General features: G+C 69.4%; 28 protein-coding genes. 14 read left to right on the top strand and 14 right to left on the bottom strand.

Annotation, left to right across the window (positions count from 1 at the left end):
- The first annotated feature begins 6 nt into the window (after positions 1 to 6).
- On the top strand, positions 7 to 585 hold the full coding sequence (locus tag DMB80_RS00595; RefSeq protein WP_111508095.1) for a hypothetical protein: 579 nt from the start codon (positions 7 to 9) through the stop codon (positions 583 to 585).
- On the opposite strand, the gene DMB80_RS00590 is transcribed toward DMB80_RS00595, so the two are convergent.
- On the bottom strand, positions 582 to 2,693 hold the full coding sequence (locus tag DMB80_RS00590; RefSeq protein WP_111508094.1) for an acyl-CoA dehydrogenase family protein: 2,112 nt from the start codon (positions 2,691 to 2,693) through the stop codon (positions 582 to 584). The genes DMB80_RS00595 and DMB80_RS00590 overlap by 4 nt on opposite strands.
- Before the next feature lie 297 nt (positions 2,694 to 2,990).
- On the opposite strand from DMB80_RS00590, the gene kstR reads away from it, so the two are divergent.
- Genes kstR through DMB80_RS00575 form a run of 3 tightly spaced genes read left to right on the top strand, consistent with a single transcriptional unit; the run spans position 2,991 to position 5,255 of the window.
- Positions 2,991 to 3,605 (top strand): cholesterol catabolism transcriptional regulator KstR, encoded by a 615-nt coding sequence (kstR, locus tag DMB80_RS00585; protein WP_172835681.1) that lies wholly within the window; start codon positions 2,991 to 2,993, stop codon positions 3,603 to 3,605.
- A 19-nt stretch (positions 3,606 to 3,624) separates the two neighbouring features.
- Positions 3,625 to 4,368, top strand: a complete 744-nt coding sequence (otsB, locus tag DMB80_RS00580; protein WP_111508092.1) for a trehalose-phosphatase — start codon at positions 3,625 to 3,627, stop codon at positions 4,366 to 4,368.
- 5 nt (positions 4,369 to 4,373) lie between these two features.
- On the top strand, positions 4,374 to 5,255 hold the full coding sequence (locus tag DMB80_RS00575) for a metal ABC transporter solute-binding protein, Zn/Mn family (protein ID WP_111508091.1): 882 nt from the start codon (positions 4,374 to 4,376) through the stop codon (positions 5,253 to 5,255).
- 3 nt (positions 5,256 to 5,258) lie between these two features.
- Here the strand turns inward: DMB80_RS00575 and DMB80_RS00570 are convergent, their stop codons facing one another.
- The 4 genes from DMB80_RS00570 to DMB80_RS00555 all read right to left on the bottom strand — a co-directional run bounded on the left by DMB80_RS00570 (position 5,259) and on the right by DMB80_RS00555 (position 8,988).
- Positions 5,259 to 6,359, bottom strand: coding sequence for an Rv3575c family transcriptional regulator (locus tag DMB80_RS00570; RefSeq protein ID WP_111508090.1), 1,101 nt, complete (start codon positions 6,357 to 6,359; stop codon positions 5,259 to 5,261).
- Positions 6,304 to 7,182 (bottom strand): metal ABC transporter permease, encoded by an 879-nt coding sequence (locus DMB80_RS00565; protein ID WP_240430959.1) that lies wholly within the window; start codon positions 7,180 to 7,182, stop codon positions 6,304 to 6,306. Before DMB80_RS00565 ends, DMB80_RS00570 begins: the two co-directional genes overlap by 56 nt.
- Before the next feature lie 62 nt (positions 7,183 to 7,244).
- Positions 7,245 to 8,030, bottom strand: a complete 786-nt coding sequence (locus DMB80_RS00560) for a metal ABC transporter ATP-binding protein (protein WP_111508088.1) — start codon at positions 8,028 to 8,030, stop codon at positions 7,245 to 7,247.
- Positions 8,017 to 8,988 carry a metal ABC transporter solute-binding protein, Zn/Mn family gene (locus DMB80_RS00555; protein WP_111508087.1) on the bottom strand — a complete coding sequence of 324 codons (972 nt, stop codon included), beginning with the start codon at positions 8,986 to 8,988 and terminating at the stop codon, positions 8,017 to 8,019. The genes DMB80_RS00560 and DMB80_RS00555 overlap by 14 nt, the downstream gene beginning before the upstream one ends.
- Positions 8,989 to 9,062: 74 nt before the next feature.
- Here DMB80_RS00555 and DMB80_RS00550 point away from each other — a divergent pair, with 74 nt between their 5' ends.
- The gene (locus DMB80_RS00550) at positions 9,063 to 10,211 is read left to right on the top strand and encodes a GTP-binding protein (RefSeq protein ID WP_240430942.1); all 1,149 of its coding nucleotides are present in this window, start codon (positions 9,063 to 9,065) and stop codon (positions 10,209 to 10,211) included.
- 38 nt (positions 10,212 to 10,249) lie between these two features.
- The gene (locus DMB80_RS00545; protein WP_111508086.1) at positions 10,250 to 11,014 is read left to right on the top strand and encodes a LamB/YcsF family protein; all 765 of its coding nucleotides are present in this window, start codon (positions 10,250 to 10,252) and stop codon (positions 11,012 to 11,014) included.
- Positions 11,015 to 11,019: 5 nt separating this feature from the next.
- Here DMB80_RS00545 and DMB80_RS00540 read toward each other — a convergent pair whose 3' ends face one another.
- Positions 11,020 to 11,340: an ArsR/SmtB family transcription factor gene (locus tag DMB80_RS00540; RefSeq protein ID WP_111508085.1), complete on the bottom strand. Its 321-nt coding sequence runs from the start codon at positions 11,338 to 11,340 to the stop codon at positions 11,020 to 11,022.
- 103 nt (positions 11,341 to 11,443) lie between these two features.
- Between DMB80_RS00540 and DMB80_RS00535 the strand changes: the two genes are divergently transcribed.
- Positions 11,444 to 12,640 (top strand): MFS transporter, encoded by a 1,197-nt coding sequence (locus tag DMB80_RS00535; protein ID WP_048421880.1) that lies wholly within the window; start codon positions 11,444 to 11,446, stop codon positions 12,638 to 12,640.
- Here the strand turns inward: DMB80_RS00535 and DMB80_RS00530 are convergent.
- Both DMB80_RS00530 and DMB80_RS00525 read right to left on the bottom strand, forming a co-directional pair.
- Positions 12,626 to 14,779 carry a heavy metal translocating P-type ATPase gene (locus tag DMB80_RS00530; protein ID WP_111508084.1) on the bottom strand — a complete coding sequence of 718 codons (2,154 nt, stop codon included), beginning with the start codon at positions 14,777 to 14,779 and terminating at the stop codon, positions 12,626 to 12,628. The genes DMB80_RS00535 and DMB80_RS00530 overlap by 15 nt on opposite strands.
- Before the next feature lie 4 nt (positions 14,780 to 14,783).
- Positions 14,784 to 15,068: a DUF1490 family protein gene (locus DMB80_RS00525; protein ID WP_111508083.1), complete on the bottom strand. Its 285-nt coding sequence runs from the start codon at positions 15,066 to 15,068 to the stop codon at positions 14,784 to 14,786.
- A gap of 114 nt (positions 15,069 to 15,182) precedes the next feature.
- On the opposite strand from DMB80_RS00525, the gene DMB80_RS00520 reads away from it, so the two are divergent.
- Complete coding sequence (locus DMB80_RS00520; protein WP_111508315.1) at positions 15,183 to 16,130, top strand: permease; 948 nt, start codon at positions 15,183 to 15,185, stop codon at positions 16,128 to 16,130.
- Positions 16,127 to 16,861 carry a TIGR03943 family putative permease subunit gene (locus tag DMB80_RS00515; RefSeq protein ID WP_111508082.1) on the top strand — a complete coding sequence of 245 codons (735 nt, stop codon included), beginning with the start codon at positions 16,127 to 16,129 and terminating at the stop codon, positions 16,859 to 16,861. Before DMB80_RS00520 ends, DMB80_RS00515 begins: the two co-directional genes overlap by 4 nt.
- On the opposite strand, the gene DMB80_RS00510 is transcribed toward DMB80_RS00515, so the two are convergent.
- The gene (locus DMB80_RS00510; RefSeq protein WP_111508081.1) at positions 16,825 to 17,100 is read right to left on the bottom strand and encodes a type B 50S ribosomal protein L31; all 276 of its coding nucleotides are present in this window, start codon (positions 17,098 to 17,100) and stop codon (positions 16,825 to 16,827) included. The two genes, DMB80_RS00515 and DMB80_RS00510, sit on opposite strands and share 37 nt — an antisense overlap.
- 110 nt (positions 17,101 to 17,210) lie before the next feature.
- On the opposite strand from DMB80_RS00510, the gene DMB80_RS00505 reads away from it, so the two are divergent.
- Together DMB80_RS00505 and DMB80_RS00500 are read left to right on the top strand one after the other, a co-directional pair.
- Positions 17,211 to 18,125, top strand: a complete 915-nt coding sequence (locus DMB80_RS00505) for an MBL fold metallo-hydrolase (protein WP_111508314.1) — start codon at positions 17,211 to 17,213, stop codon at positions 18,123 to 18,125.
- On the top strand, positions 18,116 to 19,354 hold the full coding sequence (locus DMB80_RS00500; RefSeq protein WP_111508080.1) for an SLC13 family permease: 1,239 nt from the start codon (positions 18,116 to 18,118) through the stop codon (positions 19,352 to 19,354). The genes DMB80_RS00505 and DMB80_RS00500 overlap by 10 nt, the downstream gene beginning before the upstream one ends.
- Here DMB80_RS00500 and rlmB read toward each other — a convergent pair.
- Genes rlmB through carD form a run of 4 tightly spaced genes read right to left on the bottom strand, consistent with a single transcriptional unit; the run spans position 19,351 to position 22,704 of the window.
- Positions 19,351 to 20,292, bottom strand: coding sequence for a 23S rRNA (guanosine(2251)-2'-O)-methyltransferase RlmB (gene rlmB / locus DMB80_RS00495; RefSeq protein WP_111508079.1), 942 nt, complete (start codon positions 20,290 to 20,292; stop codon positions 19,351 to 19,353). The two genes, DMB80_RS00500 and rlmB, sit on opposite strands and share 4 nt — an antisense overlap.
- Positions 20,293 to 21,684 (bottom strand): cysteine--tRNA ligase, encoded by a 1,392-nt coding sequence (cysS, locus tag DMB80_RS00490; RefSeq protein WP_111508078.1) that lies wholly within the window; start codon positions 21,682 to 21,684, stop codon positions 20,293 to 20,295.
- 47 nt (positions 21,685 to 21,731) lie between these two features.
- Positions 21,732 to 22,214 (bottom strand): 2-C-methyl-D-erythritol 2,4-cyclodiphosphate synthase, encoded by a 483-nt coding sequence (ispF, locus tag DMB80_RS00485; protein WP_048421885.1) that lies wholly within the window; start codon positions 22,212 to 22,214, stop codon positions 21,732 to 21,734.
- A 1-nt stretch (position 22,215) separates the two neighbouring features.
- Positions 22,216 to 22,704: an RNA polymerase-binding transcription factor CarD gene (gene carD / locus DMB80_RS00480; protein WP_046362860.1), complete on the bottom strand. Its 489-nt coding sequence runs from the start codon at positions 22,702 to 22,704 to the stop codon at positions 22,216 to 22,218.
- Positions 22,705 to 22,934: 230 nt separating this feature from the next.
- Between carD and DMB80_RS00475 the strand changes: the two genes are divergently transcribed.
- Genes DMB80_RS00475 through disA form a run of 3 tightly spaced genes read left to right on the top strand, consistent with a single transcriptional unit; the run spans position 22,935 to position 26,119 of the window.
- Positions 22,935 to 23,534: a copper chaperone PCu(A)C domain-containing protein gene (locus DMB80_RS00475; RefSeq protein WP_111508077.1), complete on the top strand. Its 600-nt coding sequence runs from the start codon at positions 22,935 to 22,937 to the stop codon at positions 23,532 to 23,534.
- Positions 23,535 to 23,593: 59 nt separating this feature from the next.
- The gene (gene radA, locus DMB80_RS00470; protein WP_111508076.1) at positions 23,594 to 24,979 is read left to right on the top strand and encodes a DNA repair protein RadA; all 1,386 of its coding nucleotides are present in this window, start codon (positions 23,594 to 23,596) and stop codon (positions 24,977 to 24,979) included.
- A gap of 21 nt (positions 24,980 to 25,000) precedes the next feature.
- The gene (gene disA / locus DMB80_RS00465; RefSeq protein WP_046362858.1) at positions 25,001 to 26,119 is read left to right on the top strand and encodes a DNA integrity scanning diadenylate cyclase DisA; all 1,119 of its coding nucleotides are present in this window, start codon (positions 25,001 to 25,003) and stop codon (positions 26,117 to 26,119) included.
- A gap of 2 nt (positions 26,120 to 26,121) precedes the next feature.
- Here the strand turns inward: disA and DMB80_RS00460 are convergent, their stop codons facing one another.
- Positions 26,122 to 26,892 carry a hypothetical protein gene (locus DMB80_RS00460; RefSeq protein ID WP_198529206.1) on the bottom strand — a complete coding sequence of 257 codons (771 nt, stop codon included), beginning with the start codon at positions 26,890 to 26,892 and terminating at the stop codon, positions 26,122 to 26,124.
- Positions 26,893 to 26,919 lie beyond the last annotated feature (27 nt).

The raw sequence follows: 26,919 nt of genomic DNA, 5'->3' as shown, positions 1-26,919 counted from the left end.
GCCAGAATGAAGCGGCTCGCGGTGATAGGTGCGACGACCCTGGCGATGGCGGCCCTCATCCCCTCGGGCACTGCGGCCGCCGCATCGGACACCAAGACCAGCTCGATCGCCGTCGACCCCGCCACGTCCATCCAGATGCAGGTCTCGGCCAACTGCGACTCAGCCCAAGCCCGGTGCTTCTTCACCACCACCGCGAGCCTGCTGACACCGGGCGGCCCCACCGGCTTCCCCCAGGACACGTGGGCCCGCCAGACCGTGACGCTGCGTAGCTCGGACCGCGACGTCTGGCAGCAGGCGACCTACAGCGCCCCGTCGGGCAACCCCCGCGAACTCAAGGGCGCCAACCACGAGAACGTGCTCTCCAAGATGTACCGCTCGCTCAGCGACGTCGAGTTGTCCATCACCTACTTCGGCGGCGGCGACATCGCGCGGTTCACCTCGGACGGCGACTCCGTGCCCACGCAGTGGCGCAACGGATTGCCGGCGACGGGCGCCGATTTCATCGCGTGCTCGCAAATCCAGGTGGTCTACGGCGGGGTCAACCTGACCACGCCGACGGCCTGCGCGCAGACCCGCTTCGGCTAACGCGGCAGCCCGAGCAGCCGCTCCCCCGCCATCGTCAGCAGGATCTGCTCGGTACCCCCGGCGATGGTCAGGCACCGCGTGTTGAGGAAGTCGTGCACCTGCTGGTTCTCCACCGCACCGGCACCGTCGGACAGCTCCATCCGGAACTCAGCGAGCGCCTGGCGGTACCGCACCCCGATGAGCTTGCGGGCACTGGCCTGCGGGCCGGGATCCCGGCCACCGACCGCGAGCTGTGCGATGCGCTGATCCAGCAGTGACCCCACCTGGGCGATGCAGATCAGTGCGCCGAGCCGATCCTGTTGCGCGTCATCGACATCGGCTTCCGACAGCGCGCGCAGCAGCTCTTCCATCGGGTTGCCCAGCGCGGTGCCCTGGGCCATCGCGACCCGCTCGTTCGCCAGCGTCGTGCGCGCCAGCTTCCAGCCGTCGTCGACCGCACCGACAACCATCTCGTCGGGCACGAAGACGTCGTCGAAGAACACCTCGTTGAACAGCTCGTCGCCGGTGATCTCCCGCAGCGGCCGGATCACGATGCCGGGACTGGTCATGTCGATCAGGAAGTACGTGATGCCCTTGTGTTTCGGGGCGTCCGGGTCGGTACGCGCCAACGCCACGCCCCAGTGCGCCTTCTGCGCCGCCGACGTCCACACCTTCTGCCCGGTGAGCTTCCAACCACCCTCTGCGCGAACAGCTTTCGTCCGCAGCGCGGCCAGATCGGACCCGGCTCCCGGCTCGCTGAACAGCTGACACCACTGCAGCTCGCCGCGCAACGTCGGCGGGACGAACTGCTCGACCTGCGCGGCGCTGCCGTGCTCCAGGATCGTCGGGACCGCCCACCAGCCGATCACCAGATCCGGGCGGGTGACCCCGGCCGCCGCGAGCTCCTGGTCGATGAGCAGCTGCTCGGCCGGCCCTGCATCCCGGCCGTGCGGCCGCGGCCAGTGCGGTGCCAGCAGACCCGTCTCGGCCATCACGACCTGCCGACGGTCCTGCGGAGCGGCGGCCACCTCGGCCACCGCCGAGGCGATCTCGGGCCGCAGATCCGCGACCGAGGCGAGATCGATGTGCAGATCGCGGCGTACCCCCTGCTGCGTCAGCGCGGCCACCCGGCGCAGCCAGTGCGACCGCCCGCCCAGGAACTGCCCGATGCCGTAGGCGCGGCGCAGATACAGGTGCGCGTCGTGCTCCCAGGTGATGCCGATACCGCCCAGCACCTGAATGCAGTCCTTGGCGTTGGCTGTGGCCGCCTCGATCCCCACCGACGCGGCCAAGGCCGCAGCGATCGACAACTGCTGGTCATCGGACTCGCCCGCAGCGCGCGCCGCATCCGCCGCGGCCACCGACGCCTGTTCACTGCGCAGCAGCATCTCGGCGCACATGTGCTTGATCGCCTGGAAGCTGCCGATCGGCTTGCCGAACTGTTCGCGCACCTTGGCGTACTCGGTCGCGGTCGTCAGCAGCCAGCGGGCCACCCCCGCGGCCTCGGCCGCCGCAACCGTGGCCGCGAGGTCCACCACGCGTTGAGCCGGCACGTCCAGCGTCGTCGCGGGCGCACCGTCGACAGTCACCCGGGCCAGCGGGCGCGAGAAGTCGGTGGCCTTGCGGCGTTCGACCACGACCCCGTCGGCCGTCGCGTCGACCAGCACCCACGTGTCCCCGGCCGGCAGAAGCAGCACCCCGTCGGCGGTCGCACCGAGCACCGTCGCGGCCGTCCCCGACACCGTCTCCCCGGTGAGCGTCAGCTCGGCGCGCAGCGCGACACCGGCCGTCCGCTGCCCCGAGGCCAGGGCTTCCACCAGATCGCCCTGGGCGCCGTCGAGCACCAGCGTGGCCAGCGCCGTGGTGGCCACCGGACCGGGAATCAGACCTCCCGCCGCCTCCTCGAGCATCGCGCACAGATCAGCGACCGTGCCGTCGGCGCCGCCGAGCTCCTCGGGCAGCGCGACGCCGAAAATGCCCAGTGCGGCCAGCGCGTCGAACGGGGCGCGCCACGCATCGGGGGCGCCCTGCTCGACGTCACGCACAGCCTCGAGCGACGTGGAGCCCGCCGCCCAATCGCGGACCAGCTCGCGTGCGGCGGACTGCTCGTCGCTGATGGTTGCCGGCACCGTGACTCCTAGGCTTTGGGTGAGAACCCCGTGCTTCCCACTAGAACGTGTTCTAATAGTGCCAGTGTTCGAACGTCAAGTCGAACGCCATCGCAGCAGACCAGATCGTCGGTGACGCGCAGAGGGTGGCGAGAAAGTCGCGACCGGAATGCGTATCGTTTTCCTTCGGTTGCATACCCATGCATCTGCCGCAGCGCACCGAAGGAGCCACACCGCATGTCCGGGTCGTCTCAGTCCGCAACAGGGTCGTCGGCGCGCGCCGACGGCGCGGGAGCGGACGCCCGCCCCCGGCAGGTGATGAACGTCGCCGTGCTGGCGGAATCGGAACTCGGCTCCGAAGCACAGCGGGAACGCCGCAAGCGCATCCTCGACGCGACGCTGGCGATCGCGTCGAAGGGCGGCTACGAGGCCGTTCAGATGCGGGCGGTGGCCGAACGCGCCGACGTCGCGGTCGGCACCCTGTACCGCTACTTCCCGTCGAAGGTCCACCTGCTGGTCTCCGCACTGGGCCGCGAATTCGAACGCATCGACGCCAAGACCGACCGCTCTGTGCTGGCCGCCGGCGCGACGCCGTATCAGCGGCTCAACATCATGGTCGGCAAGCTCAACCGCGCCATGCAGCGCAATCCCCTGCTCACCGAAGCGATGACGCGCGCGTTCGTGTTCGCCGACGCGTCGGCCGCCGGCGAGGTCGACTACGTGGGCAAGCTGATGGACTCGATGTTCGCCCGGGCGATGAGCGAGGGTGAACCGACCGAGGATCAGTACCACATCGCCCGCGTGATCTCCGATGTGTGGCTGTCGAATCTGCTGGCCTGGCTCACCCGCCGCGCCTCGGCCACCGACGTGAGCAAGCGACTGGACCTCGCGATGCGACTGCTCATCGGCGACGGCGAACAACCCAAGATCTGACCCGCCTAGGATCGGATGCGTGCTGCCGCCGGAGCTGTCTGCCGCCCTCGCCGCCGTCGCGCAGGTCCCGCGACTGCTCGTCACCTCGGACTTCGACGGCACGCTGTCGCCGATCGTGTCGAATCCCGCCGACGCCCGCCCGCTGCCCGCCGCCGGCGATGCGCTGCTCGCGCTCGCCGAGCTCCCCGACACCGAGGTCGCGCTGATCTCCGGCCGCGCCCTGCGCGATCTGCGCACGTTGTCCTCGATGCCCGCGACCGTGCACCTCGTCGGCAGCCACGGCGCAGAGTTCGACTCCGGGTTCGCCCACGACATCGACACCGACCTGCTGGCCCGCATCACCGAGACGCTCTCGGAGATCGCCGCGGACAAGCCGGGGGTCACCGTCGAGACCAAACCGGCGAGCGTCGCACTGCACGTCCGCAATGCGTCGACCGCCGACGGCGAGGCGGCACTCGCCGCGGCGTGGGACGCCGCCGCGGACTGGGACGCCCACGCCACGACCGGCAAGGCGGTGCTGGAGTTCGCGGTCATCTCCACCGACAAGGGTGAGGCGCTGGACATCCTGCGCGCCGAGCACCGCGCCGGCGCCGTGGTGTTCTTCGGCGACGACGTGACCGACGAGAAAGCGTTCCGACGACTGAGCGACGCCGATGTGGGGGTCAAGGTCGGGCCCGGCGACACTGCCGCGGAGTACCGGGTCGATGCGCCCGAGGGCGTGGCCGCCGCGCTGGCACACCTGCTGACGACGCGCGGGGGCTGACGACAGTGCGCTTCTCCGTTCCCCTGGTCACCGCGCTGCTGGTGAGCACGCTGTGCGCGTGCTCGCAGACCCCGCCGAACGCCGAACACGGCACCGCCAACATCGTCGCCTCCACCGGGGCGTGGGCCAGTGTCGCCGCGGCCGTCGTCGGGAAACACGCGACTGTGCGCTCGCTGATGCCGGCCGACGCCGACCCGCGAGCATTCACTCCCGGCACCGCCGCCGTCTCCGAGGTCGCCGACGCGTCGCTGGTCGTCTACAACGGCGGCCGGTACGACCAGTGGATCGCCCCGATCCTGAAAGACGCACCTGACATCCCCCGCATCGATGCGCTGTCGCTGACGCCTCTGCAGCCGCCGGCCGACGACCACGTCTTCTACGACGTGCTGACCGCCAAGGCGGTGGCCGACCGCATCGCCGAGACCCTCGCAGAGTCCGATGCCGAACACGCTGCGGACTACACGGGGGCCGCACAGCAATTCGACGAGGACCTCGACACGCTCGCCTTGGCCCAGCACGCGATCGGCCAGGCACACCCCGGCGCGTCGGTGGTCTCGATCGCGCCCGTCGCGACCTACGCAGTGCGCAACGCCGGCATCGCCGACAAGACGCCGCCCGCGTTCGCCGACGCGCTGGAGCAGGGCCGCACGCCCACCCCCGCCGACGTCGCCGCGGTGCGCGACGCGATCACTGCCCGCCGCGTCTCGGCGCTCGTCGTCGACGATCAGGCCACGGGCGGGGTCCTCGACACGATCACCGCGGCCGCTCGCGGGGTCGCCCTGCCGATCATCTCGATCAGCTCCACGCTCCCCGACGGGATGAGTTACCTGCAGTGGCAGCGCGCGACCGTCGATCGCATTGCCGCGGCGCTCAGCCCTGCGAGCTGACGGCTACGCGGGCGGACCGGAGGTGCGGCCCCGCACCAACTCGGTGTCGAGAACCTCGACCACCGACAGCCCCGACCGCGGCGGGTTGTGCAGCAATTGTCCTGCGCGCCGGCCCTTTTCGATGCTGGGCTGGCGAACCGTGGTCAGCCCGCGCGACAACGCCTCGGGCACTCCGTCGAACCCTGTCACCGTCATCTGACCGGGCACGTACACCCCGCGGGCGCGCAGCCGATCCATCGCGGACAGCGCCAGCACGTCGGCGGTGCACATCAGCGCGGTGATTCGCGGATTCGCCTCCAGCGCGACGTCCGCGCCGACTCCGCCGGAGGTCGGCAGATGCTCGTAGCTCTCCACGACGGTCAGCGCATCGGGATTCAGGCCCGCCTCGGCCAACGCGTCGGACACTCCGAGGATGCGCTGACTCTGTACGTGGAACTGCGGGTTTCTCACCCGGTCGGGATCGGCCAGAGCCGGACCGCGACCGCTGTGCGGCCAGTCCCGACCCAGCCGCATGGTGAGCAAGCCGATCTCCCGGTGGCCGAGTTCGAGCACGTACTCGGTGAGCCGCCGCATGGCCGCGCGGTCATCGATGCACACGATCGACGCACCGGGTACATCCCGGGGTTGGTCGACGACCACCACGGGCAGATGGCGCTGAAGTACCAACGGCAGGTAGGGGTCGTCATCTGAGGCCGAGTAGACGACGAAACCGTCGACCCCCGCGGCCAACACCGCTGCCGAGCCCTCGCTCACACTGCGGTTGGGCCCGACCGCCACCAGGAGCAGGCCCTGCCCCACCGCCTCGCACGACTCGGCGAGGCCGGCGACGAAATCCAAGGCCGCAGGATCGGAGAAGGAGTAGTTCAGCGGCTCGGTGATCATCAACCCGACGGCTCCGGCTTTGCGCGTCCGCAGCGATCGGGCCACCGGATCGGGTCCGGGATATCCCAATCGCTTGGCCGTGGAGAGCACCCGCTCCCGCAATTCGGCCGACAGCTGATCCGGCCGGTTGTAGGCATTGGAGACGGTGGTCCGCGAGACCTTCAGTTCAGCGGCGAGTGAGGCCAGGGTCGCGCGCCGTCTCGGCGTCGGACTTCTGGACATGTTCCGAGAGGTTAGTGGACTGTGAGCGATCCGCAGCAGACATCTGATTCCGGCGCGGCAGCCGGTGAAGACTCCAGGTCACCAACCAGATGCCACAGGCGATCGAGACGACCACGAAGCTCGGCGGGAGGTTGAACATCGCCGAAACGGCCAGGCCCACCCACACCGACAGCAGACCGATGGCCGCCGAGACCGCCATCGCGAGCACCGGCCGGGCGGTCAGAGTGAGGGCGGTCGCCGCGGGCGTGACCACCAGCGCGAAGAGCAGCAGCGTGCCCACCGCCTGCACGGCCATGGTGACGGTGATCCCGAGCAGCACCATGAACACGATCGACAGGCTCCGCACCGGCACGCCCCTGGCCTCGGCCACCTGACTGTTGACCGAGGTGAACAGCAGCGGGCGATAGATGAACGCGATGCTCGCGCCCAACACCACCAGGAGGGCCAAGAACCCGGCCAGTTGCTCTGCGGTGATCGCCAACAGGTTCCCGAAGAGCACGTTCGTCAGCGTCGACGAATTCCGGGTGGCCAACGAATTGAAGAGCAGACCGAGCCCGGTGGCGAACGCGAGCACAGTGCCCGTGGCCACGTCGCGATCGGAGGCTCGTTTGCCGAGCGCCCCGATCACCAGCGCACCCCCCACGCAGAACACCCCGAGACCGAACGCGGCGGGCACTCCCAGCAGCACGGCCCCCGTGGCCCCTGGCAACCCGATGTGGGCCAGAGCGTGAGCGGCGAACGACGAGTTGCGCACCACGATGAAATAGCCCATCAGGCCGGCGGCCAGCGCCACGATGGTGCCGCCCAGCCAGGCGTTGCGCATGAACGACGAGCTGAGGATGTCCACCCAGTTGTGCTGGTAACCCACCGCGAGGACGGTCTGTCTCATTCCGAACTCCGCATGTAGAGGTCACCCTGCAGGGTGTGCGCGACCTTGATCGGGGTGCCGTACATGTGGGTGAGCAGATCGGCTTCCACCACCTGGTCGATCGCTGCGTGGTGGGCGTGACCGTCGAGCAGGTAGATCGCGCTGTCCAGCGTGGCCAGCAGCGGGTTCAGGTCGTGGGCGACGACGATGACCGTCACCCCGAGCTCCCGCCGCAAGCGTGCGAGCAACTCGACGATCTCGTGCTGGTTGCGCAGGTCCAGCGACGCCAGCGGCTCGTCGAGGATGAGCATCCGCGGCGCGGAGACCAGTGCACCGGCGAGCGCGATGCGTTGCCGCTGCCCGCCCGACAGCTCGGAGAGCCGCCTGTTCCCGAACGACGTCGCCTCCACCTGGCGCAGCGCGTCATCGACGCGTCGACGGTCCTGGGCGGTCGGCCGAGCGAAGCCCCAGCGGTGCCCGGTCAGGCCGAGCAGCACCGCATCGCGAGCGCGAATGGCCTCAGTGGCGTTGACGTCGTAATCCTGGGGCACGTACCCGATCAGGTCGTTGCGCGCGCCCGGTTGCTCACCGAAGATCCGGACGGTGCCCGTGGCGGCGGGCACCAGCCCGAGGATCACGTTGAGCAGGGTGGTCTTGCCGGCGCCGTTGGCACCGATCACGGCGACGAACCGGCCGGCGTCGACCTGCAACGTCGACTGCGACCAGATGGTGCGCCCACCGCGGACCACGCTGACATCGATGAACGACAGCGCCGGGTCGGCTACCGCGTCATTCGCGGACACCGAGCGCCTTGGCCAGCGAGGTCAGCTGTTCGACCTGCCACGTCTGGAACGATTCGGTGTTCGGCGGAACGGTCTCCGTGACGTCGACGACCGGGACCCCTGCCTGTTCGGCGGCCGCACGAATCTGTTCGACCACCGATCCCTCGGTCTGGGTGTTGTAGATCAGCACATCCACTTTCCGGTCGCCGAGCAGCCGCAGGAAGGCGTCGAGATCGGCCGGGGCCGGCTCACTCTCGTTCGCCGAGGCGAGCCGGTAGCCCTCGGGCGTCCGATTCTCGAGTCCCAGTGCCGCCGCCATGTCGTCGAACACACTCTCGGTGGCAGCGTAGCTCTTGCCGGTGGCGCCGGCTTTGATCGCGGCGATCTCGCTGTCGTAGGGCTTCATGACGTTGGTGAAGCCCGTGTACCGCTCGTCGAAGTACGCCGAAGCGCCGGGTGAGAGCTTCTTGAACTCTGCGGTGACTGCCTTGGCGACCTCTCCTACGACGGCCGGGCTGTACCAGACGTGTGGGTTGCCCTCCTCGACATGATCAGCACCGTGATCGCCGCCCCCGCTGAGGTCCACGGCGTTGATGACGGGTGCGTCCGGGTCCGACGAGGCGGCGAGTTTGGCGGCCCATTCGTCGTAGTGCCCGCCGTTGAGCACCACCAGTTGCGCGCCGTCGAAGAGGGTGGCGTCCGACGGCGCGGGCTCGTAGTCGTGGGGGTCGACCGACGATCCGGCGAGCACCGTGGTGACGGTGGCGCAGGCACCACCGAGCTGTGAGACGACGTCACCCCACTGGTCGACGCTGACGACGACCTTGACCGGTGCGGTGGGGCAGGTACCTCCCGCAGCCGAGGCGGTGGTCGAGGATGCAGCGGGTTCACTGCTGCTTCCGCAGGCGGCCACGGCGATCGGCGAGGCGAGGGCAATCGCGGCGGCGGCCAGGCGGGCCGTCAAGTTCGGAGTGGTCACGCGGTAACGATAACCGTTTCCATTAACCTCCGCCCAACTGGCCCACGCTTATTGGAAATGATTACCATTAAGGAGTGACCTCTTCCCCCTCCGCCACCCTGCCCGTCACGGTCCTCTCCGGCTTCCTGGGCGCCGGCAAGACCACCGTGCTCAATCACATCCTCGCCAACCGGGACGGCAGGCGCGTCGCGGTGATCGTCAACGACATGAGCGAGATCAACATCGACGCGGCACTGATCGCGGGGCAGGGCCACCTCGACCGCACCGAGGAGAAGCTCGTCGAGCTCACCAACGGCTGCATCTGCTGCACACTGCGCGAAGACCTGATCGAAGCGGTCGGCGCGCTGGCCCGTCAGCGCAAGTTCGACCACCTGGTCATCGAATCCACCGGAATCTCCGAGCCGATGCCGGTCGCCGCGACCTTCAGCTGGGAATTCGACGACGGTTCGAGCCTCGGGCAACTCGCACGCCTCGACACTCTCGTCACGGTCGTCGACGTGTCGACCTTCCTCGTCGAGATCGCCAGGGGCGAAGCGTTGGCCGACCGTGCCATGAGCGCCGGTGACGGCGACGCCCGTAGCATCTCCGACCTGCTCGTCGATCAGGTGGAGTTCGCGGACGTGATCCTGCTGAACAAGACCGACCTGGTCAGCGCCGCCACGCTCCGCACCGTCGAGACCCTGGTGAAGCGGCTCAATCCCCGGGCCAAGCTGATCCACACCGATCACGGCATCGTGGACACCTGCGAAGTACTCGACACCGGGCTGTTCGACCCAGTCCTCGCCGCCGAGGCGCCCGGCTGGGACGAGGAGATCGCCGACGGTCACACCCCGGAGACCGAGGAGTACGGCATCAGCTCGATGACCTTCCGGTCCGACCGGCCGTTCCACCCCCAGCGGTTGGCCGAGTCGTTGGGAAAGATGACGCGCATCGTGCGTAGCAAGGGATTCTGCTGGATCGCCACCCGACCGACCATCGCCGCGATCTGGTCCCAGGCGGGGCCGAATCTGGTCATCGAGCCGGCCCAGTACTGGTCGTCGACCGACATCGCGCCCGGCCAGGAGGTGGTGTTCATCGGAGTCAGGCTCGACCGAGAGTCGGTGCAGCGGCTGCTGACCGAGGCCCTGCTGACCGACGAGGAGTTCGCGGCGGGCCAGAACCACTGGCTGACGTTCACCGATCCCCTTCCGGGGTGGGGCGTGACGCAGAGCCATTCACACTGAACCCGGCGACGGTCCCGTGCGCGGTTACGCTGGCGCACGTGACCACCCGCACGGTCGACCTCAACGCCGATCTCGGCGAGAGCTTCGGGGTGTGGCAGCTCGGTGACGACGACGCGATGCTCGGCATCGTCACCAGCGCCAACGTCGCGTGCGGTTTCCACGCCGGCGACGCGGCCACCCTGGCCCGGACGTGCCGGCTGGCGGCCGAGCGCGGCGTGCAGATCGGTGCCCAGGTGAGCTACCGCGATCTGGCCGGCTTCGGCCGCCGCTTCATCGACATGCCTCCCGAGGATCTGACGGCCGACGTGATCTATCAGATCGGTGCACTCAGTGCACTCGCCGCTGCCGCCGGCTCGACCGTGTCCTACGTCAAACCACATGGCGCTCTGTACAACTCGGTGGTCAGCCATCGAGATCAGGCGCGTGCGGTGATCGCGGCGGTGCACACCGTGAACCCTGCGCTGCCCGTGCTGGGGCTCGCCGGGTCGGTGCTGTTCGCCGAAGCCGAGGAACTGGGTGTGCGCACGGTGCCCGAGGCATTCGCCGACCGCGCCTACCGGCCGGACGGAGCGCTGGTGTCGCGGCGCGAGCGCAACGCGGTGCTGCATGATCCGGACGAGATCGCCGAACGGGTGATCTCGATGGTGACCCGGGGGCGGGTCGGCGCCGTCGACGGGTCGACGATCCCGATCTCGGTGAAATCAGTGTGCGTGCACGGTGATTCGCCAGGCGCAGTGCAGATCGCCACCGCGGTGCGAGGGCGCCTGGAAGCCGAGGGTGTGGCGCTGAGCGCGTTCAGCTGACCGATTCAGCCGACCGGGACGCCGGCGGCCCGATTGGCGCCCGACACGACGCTGCCCAGCAGGCCGGGTAGCGCGGCCTCGACTTCGTCGACCCTGAGCCGCTGGTAGGTCAGACCGTCCACGACCAGCCGCTCGGTCAACCCGGCCTCACGCAGGATCTTGAAGTGGTGCGTCGCCGTCGACTTGTTGATGCCGTCGTAGAGAGCGCCACACTGCAGCGATGTGCCCGCGTTGTGCAGGCGCCGCACGATCTCCAGACGAACCGGATCGTGCAGGGCAGCCAGCACCTGCTGGACTGGCGCCACCGGGTGGGCGTCGTCGACCATGGAGTGTCCTTCACCACGCTGAGTTTGATGATCGTCGAACCCAGCGTACGCTCGAGCAGGTTCGATGTCCGTCGTACTGTACTCGACGCGGAAGGGTTCTCAGATGGTGGCGATCGACCGTCCGATCACCGAAACCCAGCGCTGGGCGTATCCGCTGCTGCTGGTGCTCAGCGGAGTGGCGCTCGGCGTCTCCGGCGTTCCCGCGCCGCTCTACGGCATCTACGAGTCGACCTGGCACCTCTCCCCGCTGGCCACCACGATCGTGTTCGCCGTCTACGCGGTCGCCGCCCTGGGCGCGGTGCTCGTGTCCGGGCGCATCTCCGACGTGGTGGGCCGCAAGCCGGTGCTCGTCGGCGCCCTGATCGCGCTGCTCGTCGGGCTGGGCGTTTTCCTCATCGCCGACACCATGCCCCTGCTCCTGCTCGCCCGGGCCATCCACGGCGCTGCCGTCGGCTCGATCGTCGTCGCCGGAGCAGCCGCGCTGCTGGACCTGCGCCCCGACCACGGCGTGCGCAGTGGGCAGCTGTCCGGGGTCAGCTTCAACGTCGGCATGACCGTGGCGATCCTCGGCTCCGCGCTGCTCGCCCAGTACGCGCCGCACCCTCTGCGCACCCCCTATGCGGTGGTCGCAGTGGTGTGCCTGATCGTCGGCGTGGGCGTGCTGGCCCTGCGCGAACCACACACCGCCCGCAGCGCCGGTCCGATCCGGATTGCCAAGCCCGCTGTGCCGGAGGAGATCCGAGGCGACTTCTGGTTCTCCGCGATGGGCGCGATGGCGTCCTGGTCGGTGCTCGGCGTGCTGCTGTCGCTCTACCCGTCGCTGGCCGCGCGCCAGACCCACATCGACAACCTGGTGTTCGGTGGCGCGGTCGTCGGCAGCACCGCCTTCGCCGCGGCCCTGGCTCAACTCGCCGCGACACGGCTGCCGGCCAGGTACTCGGCGATCATCGGCGACATCGGGATGGCGGTGTCGCTGCTGCTGACGATCCCGGTGCTGCTGACCCATCAGCCGCAGCTGGTGTTCGTGGCCGCGGCGCTGCTCGGCGCCACCTTCGGGCTCGGCTTCGGCGGCTCACTGCGTCACCTGTCCGACGTCGTGCCCGCGGGCCGGCGCGGCGAGACCATGTCGGCGTTCTATCTGGCGGCCTACACCGCCATGGCCGTGCCCACACTGGTCGCCGGCTGGGCCGCCACCGAGTGGGATCTGGCCGCAGTGTTCCCGTGGTTCGCCGGCGCAGTCGCGGCCGCGTGCCTGGCGGCTGCGGTCGCCGGTCTGCGCCAGCAGTCAGCGCGCCGCTGACTCCTCGGCCAACTGGTAGCGGATGAGCCGGGAACTGTTGGCGACCACCGCAACCGACGAGGCATTGTGCAGGACCGCGGCCAGCACAGGCGAGAGCGCCCCACCGGCGCCGATCGCCAGACCGAGCGCGTTGACCGCGATCGACATCGCGTAGTTCTGCCGGATCACGTCGACAGCGCGGCCGCCCAGATCGCGGACGTCCAGCAGCCGCGTCAGGTCGTCGCTCGACAGCGCCACATCGGCCGTCTCCACCGCGACGTCCGTACCGCCGAGCCCCATCGCGATGCCGATGTCGGCCTCGGCGAGGGCAGGAGCGTCGTTGACACCGTCGCCCACCATCGCGACGGTGTGCCCCTCCTCTCGGAGCTGACGCACCATCGCGAGCTTGTCGTCGGGCAGGACCTCCGCCTGCCACTCGGTGATGCCGAGCTGCTGCGCCACGACGGCTGCGGTATCGGGATGATCCCCGGTGAGCATGACGATGCGGCGAACTCCGTTGGCGCGCAATCGTGTCAGGACTCCAAGAGCCTCCGGGCGGATCTCGTCGCGCAGGCTGATCAGGCCGACGAGCCGACCATCCACGGCGAGCAGCAGGGGGGTCTCCGCCTGACGGCGCAAGGTGTCGACCCACTCGGTCGCCTTCTTCGTCACCCGCACCTTCTCCTGGCGCAGCAGCGACGGGCTGCCCAGCAGCAGGGTCCGCCCGTCGGCTCGCATCCGCATGCCGAGGCCGACCAGCACCTCACACTCCTCGTGCGGGGGGATCTCGATGTGGCGTTCCTGAGTGGACCGGATCACCGCCTCGGCCAGAGGATGCCGCGCATGGATCTCAGAACTGGCGGCGTAGGCGAGTACCTGCTCGGGCTCCCAGTCCTTGTGGAACGCAATGAGATTGGTGACGACCGGGCGGCCGACGGTCAGCGTCCCGGTCTTGTCGAAGACGACGGCGTCGACTCGACCCGCCTCCTCGAGGTGTGACCCGCCCTTGATCAGGATGCCGCGCCGGGCGCCGTTGCCGATCGCGGCGCTGATCGCCGTCGGGGTCGACAGGCCCACCGCGCACGGGCAGGCGACCAGCAGCATCGTCATCGCTCGCCGCACATCGCGGGTCAGTACCAGGGTGGCCGCGGACAGCAGGAACGACGCCGGCACGAAACGGCGGGAGAAGCTCTCCCCGACGGTCTGGATGGGGGCACGGTGGTGCTGCGCTTCCTCGACCCTCGCGATGATGCGGCCGATCGTCGTCTCGGCTCCGACAGCCTCCGCGCGGACCACAAGCCGCCCGCGCACCACCACCGAACCCGCGTACACCCGAGCGCCTGGGGACACCGCCACCGGAAGGTTCTCCCCGGTGATGGCCGATTGGTCCACGATCGCCTCACCGTCGACCGCGACACCATCGACGGGCAGCGCGACCTGATCGTGGATCACCACCTCGTCACCGACTCGCAACTCCGCAGTGGCCATCTCCACTTCGACACCGTCAGCCATCCGCACCCACACGGTGTCCTGATTGCCCTGCAGCAACCTCGTGATCGCCCGCCGGGTTCGCCGCAGTGTCAGATCCTGGAGGTACTCACCGATGTTCAGCAGCCAGAGAACCGTCAGCGCGACGACGTTCTCCCGCAGCATCAGACTCGCCACCGTCGCTGCGCTCACCAACACGTCGGTGCCGGCGGAGCGACCGCCCCGCAGTGTGCGCAGCGCGCCGCGCAGGAACGGGTAGCCGGTGAAGATCGTGACTCCCGAGGCCACCAGCCGGCTGCTCGGTCCGAGCAGCGGCGGACGCGCGAACACGTAGCGCCGAATCCCCAGTAGCGCCAGCGCGACTCCGCCCACGGTCATCCGCAGCACGTCGGCGTTGGCGACGTCGGCCGAGTGGGGCGCGCGGGCCGGCACGAGATCGCGAGACACCGCCGCGGCGGACTCGATCGCCTCGAGAACAGCGGCGCGTTCACACCGCTTCGGGGAGAACCACACGACCACCGATGCCGTCCGCGGATAGGCGTGCACGGCACGGACACCGGCTATCCGCTCGACGGCATCCTCGATCGCCACCGCGCGGCAGGCATCGTGGCGGAACCACGGCACGTGCAGCCGCAGCCGCCCCGCCGCGTCGGAGACGACGGTGGACGCCACCGGATCAGTGTTCGTGGTCGTGACCGGTGTCGGACACCGCCGGCGGCGGCGCTTCCTCTCCGATGCGCTCGCGCGCCTCGGCCACCACGTCGGCGACCTTCAGCCTCGCCGACTCGGCACCCTCTTCGGCTCTGCGTGCGCCGCGCAGGGCCAATGCGGTTGCCGAGACTGACATCTCGTGCAGCGGGGCCTTGGCGATCGCCTTGCGTACCCCCTGGTATGCCGCCACTCCGACAGCACCTGTCACCACCGTCGATGCCGCCTTGACCACGAGCGCCTGAAAAACCATGGCCCCACCCTAGCGGGCCGATGCACCAGCGACTCTCAGGGTGATCAAGATCGCCGATGGCACAATGGCGTGGTGGCCGTCGAGACACAGGCAACACATCGGCGCATCACGTCGATGCACGTGCTCGTCATCGCCGTCCTTGCACTGACACTGGCAGGAACCACGGTGCGCAGTGCAGTGGCCGGCACCCCCGTTGTCGCCACGGCGGCCACCGTCTTCTGCGGGATCTTCGTGCAGGCGTTGCCTTTTCTGGTTCTCGGGGTGCTGATCAGCGGCCTGGTGGCGGCCGTGGTGACGCCGGAGCGCCTGACGCGGTGGGTGCCGCACCATCCAGCGGCGGCGGTGGTCGTCGCCGGGGTCGGCGGCGCGGCACTGCCGGGATGCGAATGCGGATCCGTGCCGATCGCGCGGCGGCTCTACTCCGACGGCGCCGTCGGTGCGGCCGCGGTGACGTTCATGCTGGCTGCCCCGGCGATCAACCCAGTGGTGCTGGTGGCGACCGCAGTCGCGTTTCCCGGTGAGCCTGCGATGGTGTTCGCCCGTTGCGCCGCTTCCTTTCTCACTGCGCTGACTGTGGGAGCGCTGTGGATCCGCTTCGGGCAACCCCGATGGATCACGCGGAGAATGCCGGACCTGCACGCCCACGGTGGGTCGCGCTGGGCGGTGTTCACCGAGGCGGCGCGTCATGACTTCATGCAGGCGGCGTCGTTCCTCGTCCTCGGGGCCGCCGCGGCCGCACTGCTGCACATCGTGGTGCCCAGTTGGATGTACGACCACCTCGCCGGCCACCTGATCCTCGGCATCGCCGTCATGGCCGTGCTGGCCGTCGTGCTCTCGTTGTGTTCGGAGGCAGACGCTTTCGTGGCTGCGAGCCTGTCGATGCTGCCGCTGCTTCCGCGCCTGGTCTTCCTGGTCGTCGGGCCGGCCGTCGACCTCAAACTGTTCGCGATGCAGGTCGGCATGTTCGGCCGCGCGTTCGCGGTGCGCTTCGCTCCGTTGACCTTCGTCGTCGCCACGCTGATGGCGTCCGGGGTGGGCCTGCTGATCGTGGGCAACCGGTGAGCCGCGAAACCGAGAACGCACTGCTGCTCCTCGTCGGAGTCAGCACCGTGATGATCACCGCCGGCGGGGCCTATGCGCGCTACGTCAAACCCTCCCTGCAGCCTTGGCTGATGACAGCCGGCATCCTGCTCGCGCTCTTGGCCCTGGTGTCGATCGTCCGCGACATCCGACGCGGGCCCACCGCCGCCGAGCCGGACCACCACGGACACCGTCCGGCGATGGCGTGGCTGCTGCTCGTGCCGATTGCGTTGCTGGCCATCGTCGTTCCGCCCGCCATCGGCCCGCAGACCGTCCGGCCGCAGATGCAGGAGACGGCGAATACCGCTGCGCGGCGGCCGTTTCCGCCACTGCCCGACGGCCGCGCCCCCGAACTGTCGCTGCCCGACCTGTTGATCCGCCTCGCCCAGGACTCTGCCGGCACAGTGCACGATCGGCTGGTCACCGTCACCGGTTTCACGATGCGCGACGGTGACCACCTGGACCTGGGGCGCGTGGTGATCATCTGCTGTGCCGCCGACGCTCAGCTCGCGCGGATAGACCTGACCGGGCCCGCCGCCGCCGCTGCCGGCCGCCTGCCCGATGGCGCGTGGATCCGCGTCGAGGGCAAAGTCGCCACGGCGCGCGATGATTCGTCCCGTCCGACGTTGGCGGTCTATCAGGTCGAGCAGATCCCGCAACCGAAGAACACCTACAGCTACCGACCAGCCGTCGGCGCTTCGCGCCGCCCGTAGCGACGATTGAACTTCTCGACCTGGCCTGCGGCGTCGACGATCCGATGACTCCCCGTCCAGAACGGGTGCGAGTCCGCCGACACCTCGACGACGATGAGGGGATATCGCTGAACACCACCCGGGGTCGGCCAGTCGATCGTCGTCTCGCTCGTCGCAGTCGAACGGGTCAGGAAAGTCTTCCCCGTGTTGGCGTCCTGGAAGACCACCGGGTGGTAGTCGGGATGTATGCCGCGCTTCACGTTCGCCTCCGATGGGTTAATGAAAACGATTGTCATTATCATCAGAAGGGTGGTGCTTCGGCAACTCTGCGGCGCGTGGCATCCCACCGACGCCCCCTAGGGTGTCGGTCATGCGTCTCAAGCTCGGCAGGCCCGACCTCGCCGCGTACGCCGATCGCTTCGACGTACCCACGGCGACGACCGCCTCGCCGGTCACGGTCGCGTGGGCCGGCGTCACCACCCTGCTCGTCGACGACGGGCAATCCGCGGTGCTGACCGACGGCTTCTTCTCTCGCCCGGGGCTGCTCGCCGTCGCGACCCGGCCCCTGCGGCCGTCACCATCCCGCATCGATGCGGCACTGACCCGGCTCGGCGTCACCCGTCTCGACGCAGTCACCCCCGTGCACACCCACTTCGACCACGCCATGGACTCCGGCGTAGTCGCCGCCCGAACCGGAGCCCGGCTCATCGGCGGAACATCGGCCGACCACATCGCCCGCGGAGCCGACCTCGATCGCGACGACGTCGTCACGCCCGGCGAACCCGTCGCCGCCGGAACCTTCGACGTCACCCTGATAGAAGGACACCACTGCCCGCCCGACCGTTTCCCCGGTGAAATCACCGCGCCGGTCCGGCCGCCGGTACGTGCTTCGGCGTACCGCTGCGGCGAGGCGTGGTCCACACTCGTCACCCATCGCCCCACCGGACGGACCATCCTGATCGTCGGCAGCGCGGGCTACCGCCGCGGCGCTCTCGCCGGCCGGCGCGCCGACGTGGCCTACCTCGGCGTGGGCCAACTCGGGCTCCAGCCGGAGAGCTATCTCGTGGAGTACTGGGCCGAGACCGTCCGCACCGTCGGCGCGCGACGCGTCGTGCTCATCCACTGGGACGACTTCTTCCGGCCACTCGATCAGCCACTGCGCGCGCTGCCCTACGCGGCCGACGACCTCGACGTGTCCATCCGCGTCCTGCGCCGGCTCGCCGCCGAGGACGGCGTCCCCCTCCACCTGCCCACACTCTGGCAGCGCGCCGACCCATGGCTCTGATCCTGTCGGTGGCCGCGCTCGTCGCGGTCCTCGGTTTCGCGCTGCTGCGCCCGCACGGCTGGCCCGAGGCGGTGGTGGCGGTGCCCGCCGCCGCACTCGTCATCGTCACCGGCGCCATCAGCTGGCACGGCGCGTGGGTCGAGGTCCGCGAACTCGCGCCGGTCGTCGGGTTCCTCGCCGCCGTCCTGGTGCTGGCGCGCCTCTGCGACGACGAGGGCCTGTTCCACGCCATCGGCGTGCTGATGGCCCGCGCCACCTCCGGCGGCCAGCACCGGCTGCTGCTGTCGGTGTTCGGCGTGTCGGCCGCCGTCACCGCGATCCTGAGCCTCGATGCGACTGTCGTGCTGCTGACCCCGGTGGTCCTGGCGACCGCGCGCACGCTCGCCGTCCCGGCACGGCCGCACGCCTACGCGACAGCGCACCTGTCCAACAGCGCCTCGCTGCTCCTGCCGGTGTCCAACCTGACCAACCTGCTGGCGTTCAGTGCCGCCGGACTGACCTTCCTGCATTTCGCTGCCCTGATGTCGCTGCCTTGGCTGGTCGCCATCGCCGTCGAGTACGTGCTGCTGCGCTGGCTGTTTCGCCACGACCTCGCCGTCGAACCACAACCGGCGCCGCCCGAACCCGTCGACCTGCCGCTGTTCGCACTCGTGACCGTCGGGCTCACGCTGGTCGGGTTCGCAGTCACCTCGCTGGTCGGCCTCTCCCCTGCCTGGGCGGCTCTGGCCGGCGCAGTGACGCTCGGCGTGCGAGGCCTCGTGACCCGGCGCACGTCCGTCGGCAGGATCGTCGCGGCGATCGACCTGCCGTTCCTCGCGTTCGTGCTGTGCCTGGGCGTGGTGGTCGCGGCGGTGATGCGCAACGGGCTGGAGCCGGCCATGCACCGGGTGCTGCCCGACGGTCAGGGCCTGCTGGCGCTGCTGGGCATCGCGGCGGTGGCCGCCGTGCTGTCGAACATCGTCAACAACCTGCCGGCGGTCCTGGTGCTGCTGCCGCTCGCGGCGCCGCTCGGCCCCGGCGCCGTCCTGGCCGTGCTGATCGGCGTCAACATCGGCCCCAACCTCACCTACGTCGGATCGCTGGCCAACCTGCTGTGGCGCAGCGTCGTCCGCCGCGACATGAACCCCAGCTTCGCCGACTTCAGCCGCGTCGGACTGGTCACCACACCGCTCACGCTGGTCGCCGCCGTGGCCGCGCTATGGGCGGGCCTGCAGGTGATCGGCGTCTAACCGCGGCGCTGCCGGGCGATCTCGGCGAGCACCACCCCGGCGGCCACCGAGGCGTTCAGCGACTCGGTGGGCCCCGCCATCGGGATCGACACGACGGCATCGCAGGTCTCCCGCACCAGGCGGGACAGGCCTTTGCCCTCGGAACCGACCACCACCATGATCGGGCCGGTGCCGTCGATGTCGTCGATCGCGGTGTCCCCGCCGGCGTCGAGCCCGACGATCTGGATGCCCGCATCGGCATACTGCTTCAGCGCACGGGTGAGATTGGTGGCACGGGCGACGGGGGTGCGGGCGGCCGCGCCCGCGCTGGTACGCCACGCCACGGCCGTGACCGACGCCGACCGACGCTGCGGGATCAGCACACCGTGCCCACCGAACGCGGCCACCGAACGCACGATGGCCCCCAGGTTGCGCGGATCGGAGATGTTGTCCAGTGCCACCAGCAGCGGCGGCGCGACGTCCTTCTTGGCCTGCGCGAGCAGATCGTCAGGGTGGGCATAGGCATAGGGCGGCACCTGCAGCGCGATGCCCTGGTGCAGACCATTCGCGGCGATCCGGTCCAGATCGTGCTTCGGCACCTCGAGGATCGCGATGCCCCGGTCCGCCGCGGTCTGCACGGCCTCGGTGAGGCGCTCATCGGAATCCGCACCCAGCGCGACGTACAGCGCCGTCGCCGGCACCCCCGCGCGCAGACATTCCACCACGGGGTTACGGCCCAGGACGGTCTCGGTGTCGTCGGTCTTCTTGTGCCTGCCCTGGGCCTGCCGCGCCGCCTTGGCCGCACGCTTGGCCGCAGGATGATGGGGCCGCTCGTGAGCAGGTGGGGTCGCGCCCTTGCCCTCCAGCCCGCGCCGCCGGACCCCGCCGGAGCCGACCGTGGGGCCCTTCTTCGTGCCTGCCTTGCGTATCGCGCCGCGACGCTGGGAGTTGCCCGCCATCTACTTGTCCGTTCCGTCGGATAGTGACCACTGGGGACCGTCGGCGGTGTCGGTCACCTCGATGCCGGCCTCTTTGAGCCGGTCCCGGATCGCATCGGCCTCAGCCCAATCGCGGCGCGCCCTGGCTTCTCCGCGGCGCCGCACCTCGGCCTGCACCAGCACGTCCACCGCGGCGAGCGCAGCGGACGTCTCGTCGCGAGACTCCCAGCGCTCGTCGAGCGGGTCGGCACCGAGGATGCCCATCATCGCGCGGATCGACATCGCGTGGGTCAGCGCCGTCTCGTGGTCGCCGGCGTCCAGCGCGCGGTTGCCCTCGGCGCGGGCGGCGTGCACCTCGGCCAGCGCCATCGGCACCGACAGATCGTCGTCGAGCGCGGCACCGAACTTCGGCGTCCACTCGCCCGGGACCACCGCACCCACGCGGGTACGCACCCGATGCAGGAAATCTTCGATACCGGTGTAGGCCTTGGCCGCATCGGCCAGCGCGGTCTCGGAGAACTCCAGCATCGACCGGTAGTGCGCGCTGCCCAGGTAGTAGCGCAGCTCGGCAGCCCGAACCCGTTGCAGCACAGCGGGAATCGCGAGCACATTGCCCAGCGACTTGCTCATCTTCTCCCCGCCCATGGTGACCCAGCCGTTGTGCAGCCAGAACCGGGCGAAGCCGTCACCGGCCGCTTCAGCCTGAGCGATCTCGTTCTCGTGGTGCGGGAACACCAGGTCCATACCGCCGGCGTGGATGTCGAATTGGGCGCCGAGATACTCGTGCGCCATCGCCACGCACTCGGTGTGCCAACCGGGGCGGCCGCGTCCCCACGGCGTGGGCCATGACGGCTCACCGGGCTTGGCGCCCTTCCACAACGTGAAGTCACGCTGGTCGCGCTTACCCATCGCGACGCCCTCGCCCTGGTGCACGTCGTCGATCCGATGGCCGGACAGCTTGCCGTAATCCGGCAGCGTCGCGACATCGAAGTACACGTCTCCCGCGCCGGTGTAGGCGTGCCCACGCTCGATCAGCCGCTCGATCAGCTCGACCATCTGGGTGATGTGCCCGGTGGCCCGAGGTTCGGCCGACGGCGGCAGCACACCCAGCGCGTCATAGGCCGCCGAGAACGCACGCTCGTAGGTGGCGGCCCACTCCCACCACGGCCGGCCGGCGTCGGCGGCCTTGTTCAGGATCTTGTCGTCGATGTCGGTGACGTTGCGGATGAACGCCACGTCGTAGCCCTTGGCGGTCAGCCAGCGGCGCAACACGTCGAACGCGACACCGCTGCGCACATGGCCGATGTGCGGCAGACCCTGCACAGTGGCGCCACAGAGGTAGATGGACACGTGGCCGGGCCGCAGTGGCGCGAATTCGCGCACACCGCCAGACAAGGTGTCATACAGCCGCATCGGAGCTGCAGGGCGTTCGGTCACGACGGGCCAGCTTACCGGCCGGATCAGGCAGAACCCGCATCGCTTGCGACGAGGGCCGTCGCGAGCGCCGCCAGACCCTCACCCCGGCCCGTGAGGCCCAGTCCGTCGGTGGTGGTGGCCGACACCGACACCGGAGCGCCCACCAGCTCCGAGAGCAGCTGCTGAGCTTCGGCGCGGCGAGGGCCGATCTTCGGTCGATTGCCGATCACTTGCACCGCGGCATTGCCGACGCGCAACCCGGCCTCGTCGAGCAGAGAGCGCACGTGCCGCAGCATGTCGCCGCCCGACACCCCCCGCCACTCGGGACGGTCGGTACCGAAGACCTCGCCGATGTCGCCCATGCCCGCTGCGGACAACAATGCATCGCAGAGAGCATGGGCGGCGACGTCACCGTCGGAGTGACCGGCACAGCCGTCGGCGTCGTCGAACAGAAGACCCAGCAGCCAACACGGCCGCCCCGCTTCGATCGGATGGACGTCGGTACCGAGACCGACGCGGAAATTCACGTCAGGATGCGGCAGCGAGAACTTCGTCGAGAATGATCGACGCCTTGGCGTCGTCGGTGTTCTCCGCCAGAGCCAACTCGCCGACCAGGATCTGCCGAGCCTTGGCCAGCATCCGCTTCTCGCCCGCGGACAGCCCACGCTCCTGATCACGACGCCACAGATCGCGAACGACCTCGGCGACCTTGTTCACATCGCCGGACGCCAGCTTCTCGAGATTGGCCTTGTACCGGCGCGACCAGTTGGTCGGCTCCTCGGTATGCGGGGCACGAAGCACCTGGAACACCTTGTCGAGGCCCTCCTGGCCGACGACGTCACGCACACCCACGTATTCGGCGTTGTCCGCAGGCACGCGGACCGTGAGATCGCCCTGGGCGACCTTCAAGACGAGGTATTCCCTCTGCTCGCCTTTGATGGTTCGGGTTTCGATCGCTTCGATCAACGCAGCACCGTGGTGTGGATAGACGACGGTGTCTCCGACCTTAAAAATCATCAGTTTCGAGCCCCTTTCACATGACGAGTTTAACACGCGCCCTCGCCGGGGGTGCGCCAACGATGCAGGTCAGGGGCACAGAGCGGCAACATCGGGGGTTGACAGGCCGCCGATTCCGTGCAAGGCGCGCCCTGCGCTACCGCCCGTCATCGCGACCTACTACTCTGCATAGTCGAACGATGGAGACCGGCATGTCACGTCGCGTTGCCGGCCGAGCAGGAGGCACCTCAGTGAACCCCTTAGATCGGCGCACTTCTGTCACGACCGCCGTCGCGACGGCAGCGATCGCACTGTCCGCCGTGCTGAGCGGCTGCAGTGCCGGTCAGGTGGCCCAGACGGCGACCCAGGAGCCGGCGATCAACGGGACCAGCGGCAAAGCCGGCCCGATCGCGCTGCGCAACGTCCACCTGCGCGCCCAGCAGACGTCGGACTACGTACGCCCGGGCAGCGATGTCGAGTTGATCTTCACCGCCGCGAACACCTCGCCCGACACCAACGACAAGCTGGTCCGCATCACCTCCGACGTCGGCTCGGTGTCGCTGACCGGCGGCAAGGATCTGCCCGCCAACGGCGTCCTCGTCGTCGGCACCCCGGACGGCCAGACCACCCCGCTGGAAGCGGTCGAACCCGCCGACGCGGCAGAGGCGCGCGTCGCGCTGACCAAGCCCATCACCAACGGCCTGACATACGACTTCACGTTCACCTTCGAGAAGGCGGGCGACACCACGGTGCCGGTGCCGATCTCAGCTGGTGAAGCGCCGCGGCGCGAGGTTTCCGATGCCGGCGGGGCCGCCTCGGAGAGCTCGGGCGAGCACTCCGGCGGGCACTAGCGCCAGACACGGGCGCGCCGCGCCACCAGTTGTCGGTGCGGGCCGATACCGTCGCACCCGTGGCCCGCACTTCGAAAACACGTTCGCAATATCGCTGCTCGGAATGCCACCACACGACACCCAAATGGGTGGGTCGCTGTCCTGACTGCGGAACCTGGGGCACGGTCAACGAAGTGGCTTTGGCCGCCGTCGGCGGGACGGCCACCCGGCGCGCCATCGCACCCGCCTCCCCCGCCGTGCCGATCAGCTCGATCGACCCGGGGACCACACGGCATTTCCCGACCGGGATAGGTGAATTCGACCGCGTCCTCGGCGGCGGCGTGGTGCCCGGATCGGTCACCCTGCTCGCCGGCGATCCCGGGGTCGGGAAATCGACGCTGCTGCTCGAGGTGGCGCACCGCTGGGCGCAGATGGGCCGCCGCGCGCTCTACCTCTCCGGCGAGGAATCGGCCGGCCAGATCCGACTACGTGCCGGACGTACCGGATGCACCCACGACGAGGTGTACCTGGCAGCCGAATCCGATGTGCAGACCGCGCTCGGCCACATCGATGCGGTGCGTCCGTCGCTCGTCATCGTCGACTCGGTGCAGACCATGTCGACTACCGAGGCCGACGGTGTCACCGGCGGGGTCACGCAGGTTCGCGCGATCACCACTGCCCTGACGATGGCGGCGAAGACCACCGGCGTGGCGATGCTGCTGGTCGGCCATGTCACCAAGGACGGGGCGATCGCCGGACCACGTTCGCTGGAGCATCTCGTCGACGTCGTGCTGCACTTCGAAGGCGACCGCGCATCGGCGTTGCGCATGGTGCGCGGTGTCAAGAACCGGTTCGGCGCCGCCGATGAAGTTGGGTGTTTCCTGTTGCACGACAACGGAATCGAGTGCGTGGCGGACGCATCCGGGTTGTTTCTGGACCAGCGTCCCAAACCGGTGCCCGGCACCTCGGTGACGGTGACGCTCGACGGCAAACGCCCGATGATCGGCGAGGTGCAGGCCCTGATCGGCTCCCCGGCCAACGGCAGTCCGCGTCGCGCCGTCAGCGGTATCGACTCCTCCCGCGCCGCGATGATCACCGCGGTGCTGGAGAAGCGGGCGCGACTGCCCGTCGGCGCCAACGACATCTACCTGTCCACGGTCGGCGGCATGCGGCTCACCGATTCGTCGTCGGACCTCGCGGTCGCCTTGGCGATCGCCTCGGCCTTCACCGATCTGGCGATGCCGACGTCGGCGATCGCGATCGGCGAGGTCGGGTTGGCCGGGGACCTGCGCCGGGTCACCGGGATGGATCGCCGGCTGGCCGAAGCTGCCCGGCTGGGGTTCACCACCGCCGTCGTGCCGGCCGGCCTGACGTCGGCGCCCGCCGGGCTGCGGACCTTCGAAGCCGACGACATCGCCTCGGCATTGCGGGTGCTGCGCCAGATCAGCCAGAATGACGCGAACTGAGCCAACTCTCGAGGGGATCGGATGGCCGTGAAGTCGACGGGACGCAGCACGCGCACAGTCGTTCCGTTGGCCCGTCCGACGCTGCGGGAGACGATCGCCCGGTTGGCGCCCGGCACGCAGCTGCGCGACGGGCTGGAGCGCATCCTGCGCGGGCGCACCGGCGCCCTGATCGTCATCGGGTTCGACGACAGCGTCGAGGCCATCTGCGACGGCGGTTTCTCCCTGGACGTGCGCTACGCCCCCACCCGGCTGCGTGAGCTGTCGAAGATGGACGGCGCCGTGGTGCTGTCCAGCGACGGGAGCAGGATCCTGCGCGCCAACGTGCAACTGGTGCCCGACCCGTCCATCCCCACCGAGGAGTCCGGAACCCGGCATCGCTCCGCTGAGCGCACCGCGATCCAGACCGGCTATCCGGTGATCTCCGTCAGCCACTCGATGAGCATCGTGACGGTGTACGTCGCCGGCGAGCGGCACGTCGTGCCCGAGTCGGCGACCATCCTGTCGCGCGCCAACCAGACCATCGACACGCTGGAGCGCTACAAGACCCGCCTCGACGAAGTGAGCAAACAGCTCTCGATGGCCGAGATCGAGGACTTCGTGACGCTGCGGGACGTGATGACCGTGGTGCAGCGCCTCGAGATGGTGCGCCGCATCAGCCTGGAGATCGACTCCGACGTGGTCGAACTCGGTACCGACGGCCGGCAGCTGAAGCTGCAGCTCGACGAGCTGGTGGGCGACAACGACATCGACCGCGAGCTGATCGTGCGGGACTACCACGCCAACCCCGACCCTCCCACCCCCGCGCAGGTGACCGCGACGCTGGAGGAGCTGGACGGACTCTCCGACAGCGAGCTACTCGACTTCACCACCCTGGCAAGGGTTTTCGGGTATCCGTCGACGGCCGAGGCGCAGGACTCGGCGATGAGCTCACGCGGCTACCGGGCCATGTCCGGCATCCCCCGCCTGCAGTTCGCGCACGTCGACCTGCTGGTCCGCAACTTCGGTTCCCTGCAGGGCCTGCTCGCCGCGAGCGCCAGCGACCTGCAGTCGGTGGACGGTATCGGCTCGATGTGGGCACGCCACATCCGGGAAGGCCTGTCTCAGCTCGCCGAGTCGACGATCGCCGACCGGCTGGCCTGAACTCAGCCCGCGGGTGCCGGGGCGGGCGCCGGCGCAGCGCCGGGCGCTACCGGCGGGACCTGCTGCGGCTGGGCCAAGATGAACGGCACCGTCGCCGAGCGAAGGTTGCCCAACTGGACGACCAGGTTGTAGGTGCCTGGCCCGATCGGCTGGCGCGGCAGCGGGCAGTTCGGCGCCGAACCCATCCCGGTCCACGTCACCTCGGTGGTCACCTGCTCCCCCGGCTGGAACGTCTTGATCAGCGTCTCACTCGACGGCGCGCAATCCAGGTTCGACCAGAGCCGCTGGTTGTCCAGCGAGTACACGTACGCGGCCAACACTGCCGCGCCGACGTCGCGCTGGCAGGCGACCAGCCCGATGTTGGTCACCACCATCGTGAACTTCGGCTGATCACCGACGACGTACTGCGGCTGGTTGGTGATGCCCTTGACCGCCAGCGTCGAGTCCGGGCAGTCGTCGCCTTCTTTGAGGATCGGCGGCGGCACCACGGCGGCCGTCGGGGTCGCGGTCTGCGGCGGCGCCTGCTGGGCCGGCGCCTGAATCGGAGTCTTGACCTCCGGATTGTCGCCGGGCAGCGGCGTGGGAGCCGCGGCGGTCTGCGACGCCTGGTTCTCGTTGGCGGTCGGCTGCTCGGTGCTGGTGCTGTTCATCACGACGACCGCGACGACCGCCGCGATGATCCCGATGACGAGCACGGAAACGCCGAGCGCCAGCATCCTGCGTCGCCAATAGATCTGTTGGGGCAGCGGGCCATGCGGTTCCAAATCCAGCACGACATCACGGTAAGGCCAGCTCAAGCG

The organism is Mycobacterium kyogaense (genome assembly GCF_003254575.1).
Classification (GTDB): Bacteria; Actinomycetota; Actinomycetes; order Mycobacteriales; family Mycobacteriaceae; genus Mycobacterium; species Mycobacterium kyogaense.
This window is presented reverse-complemented; position numbering and strand designations above follow the sequence as displayed.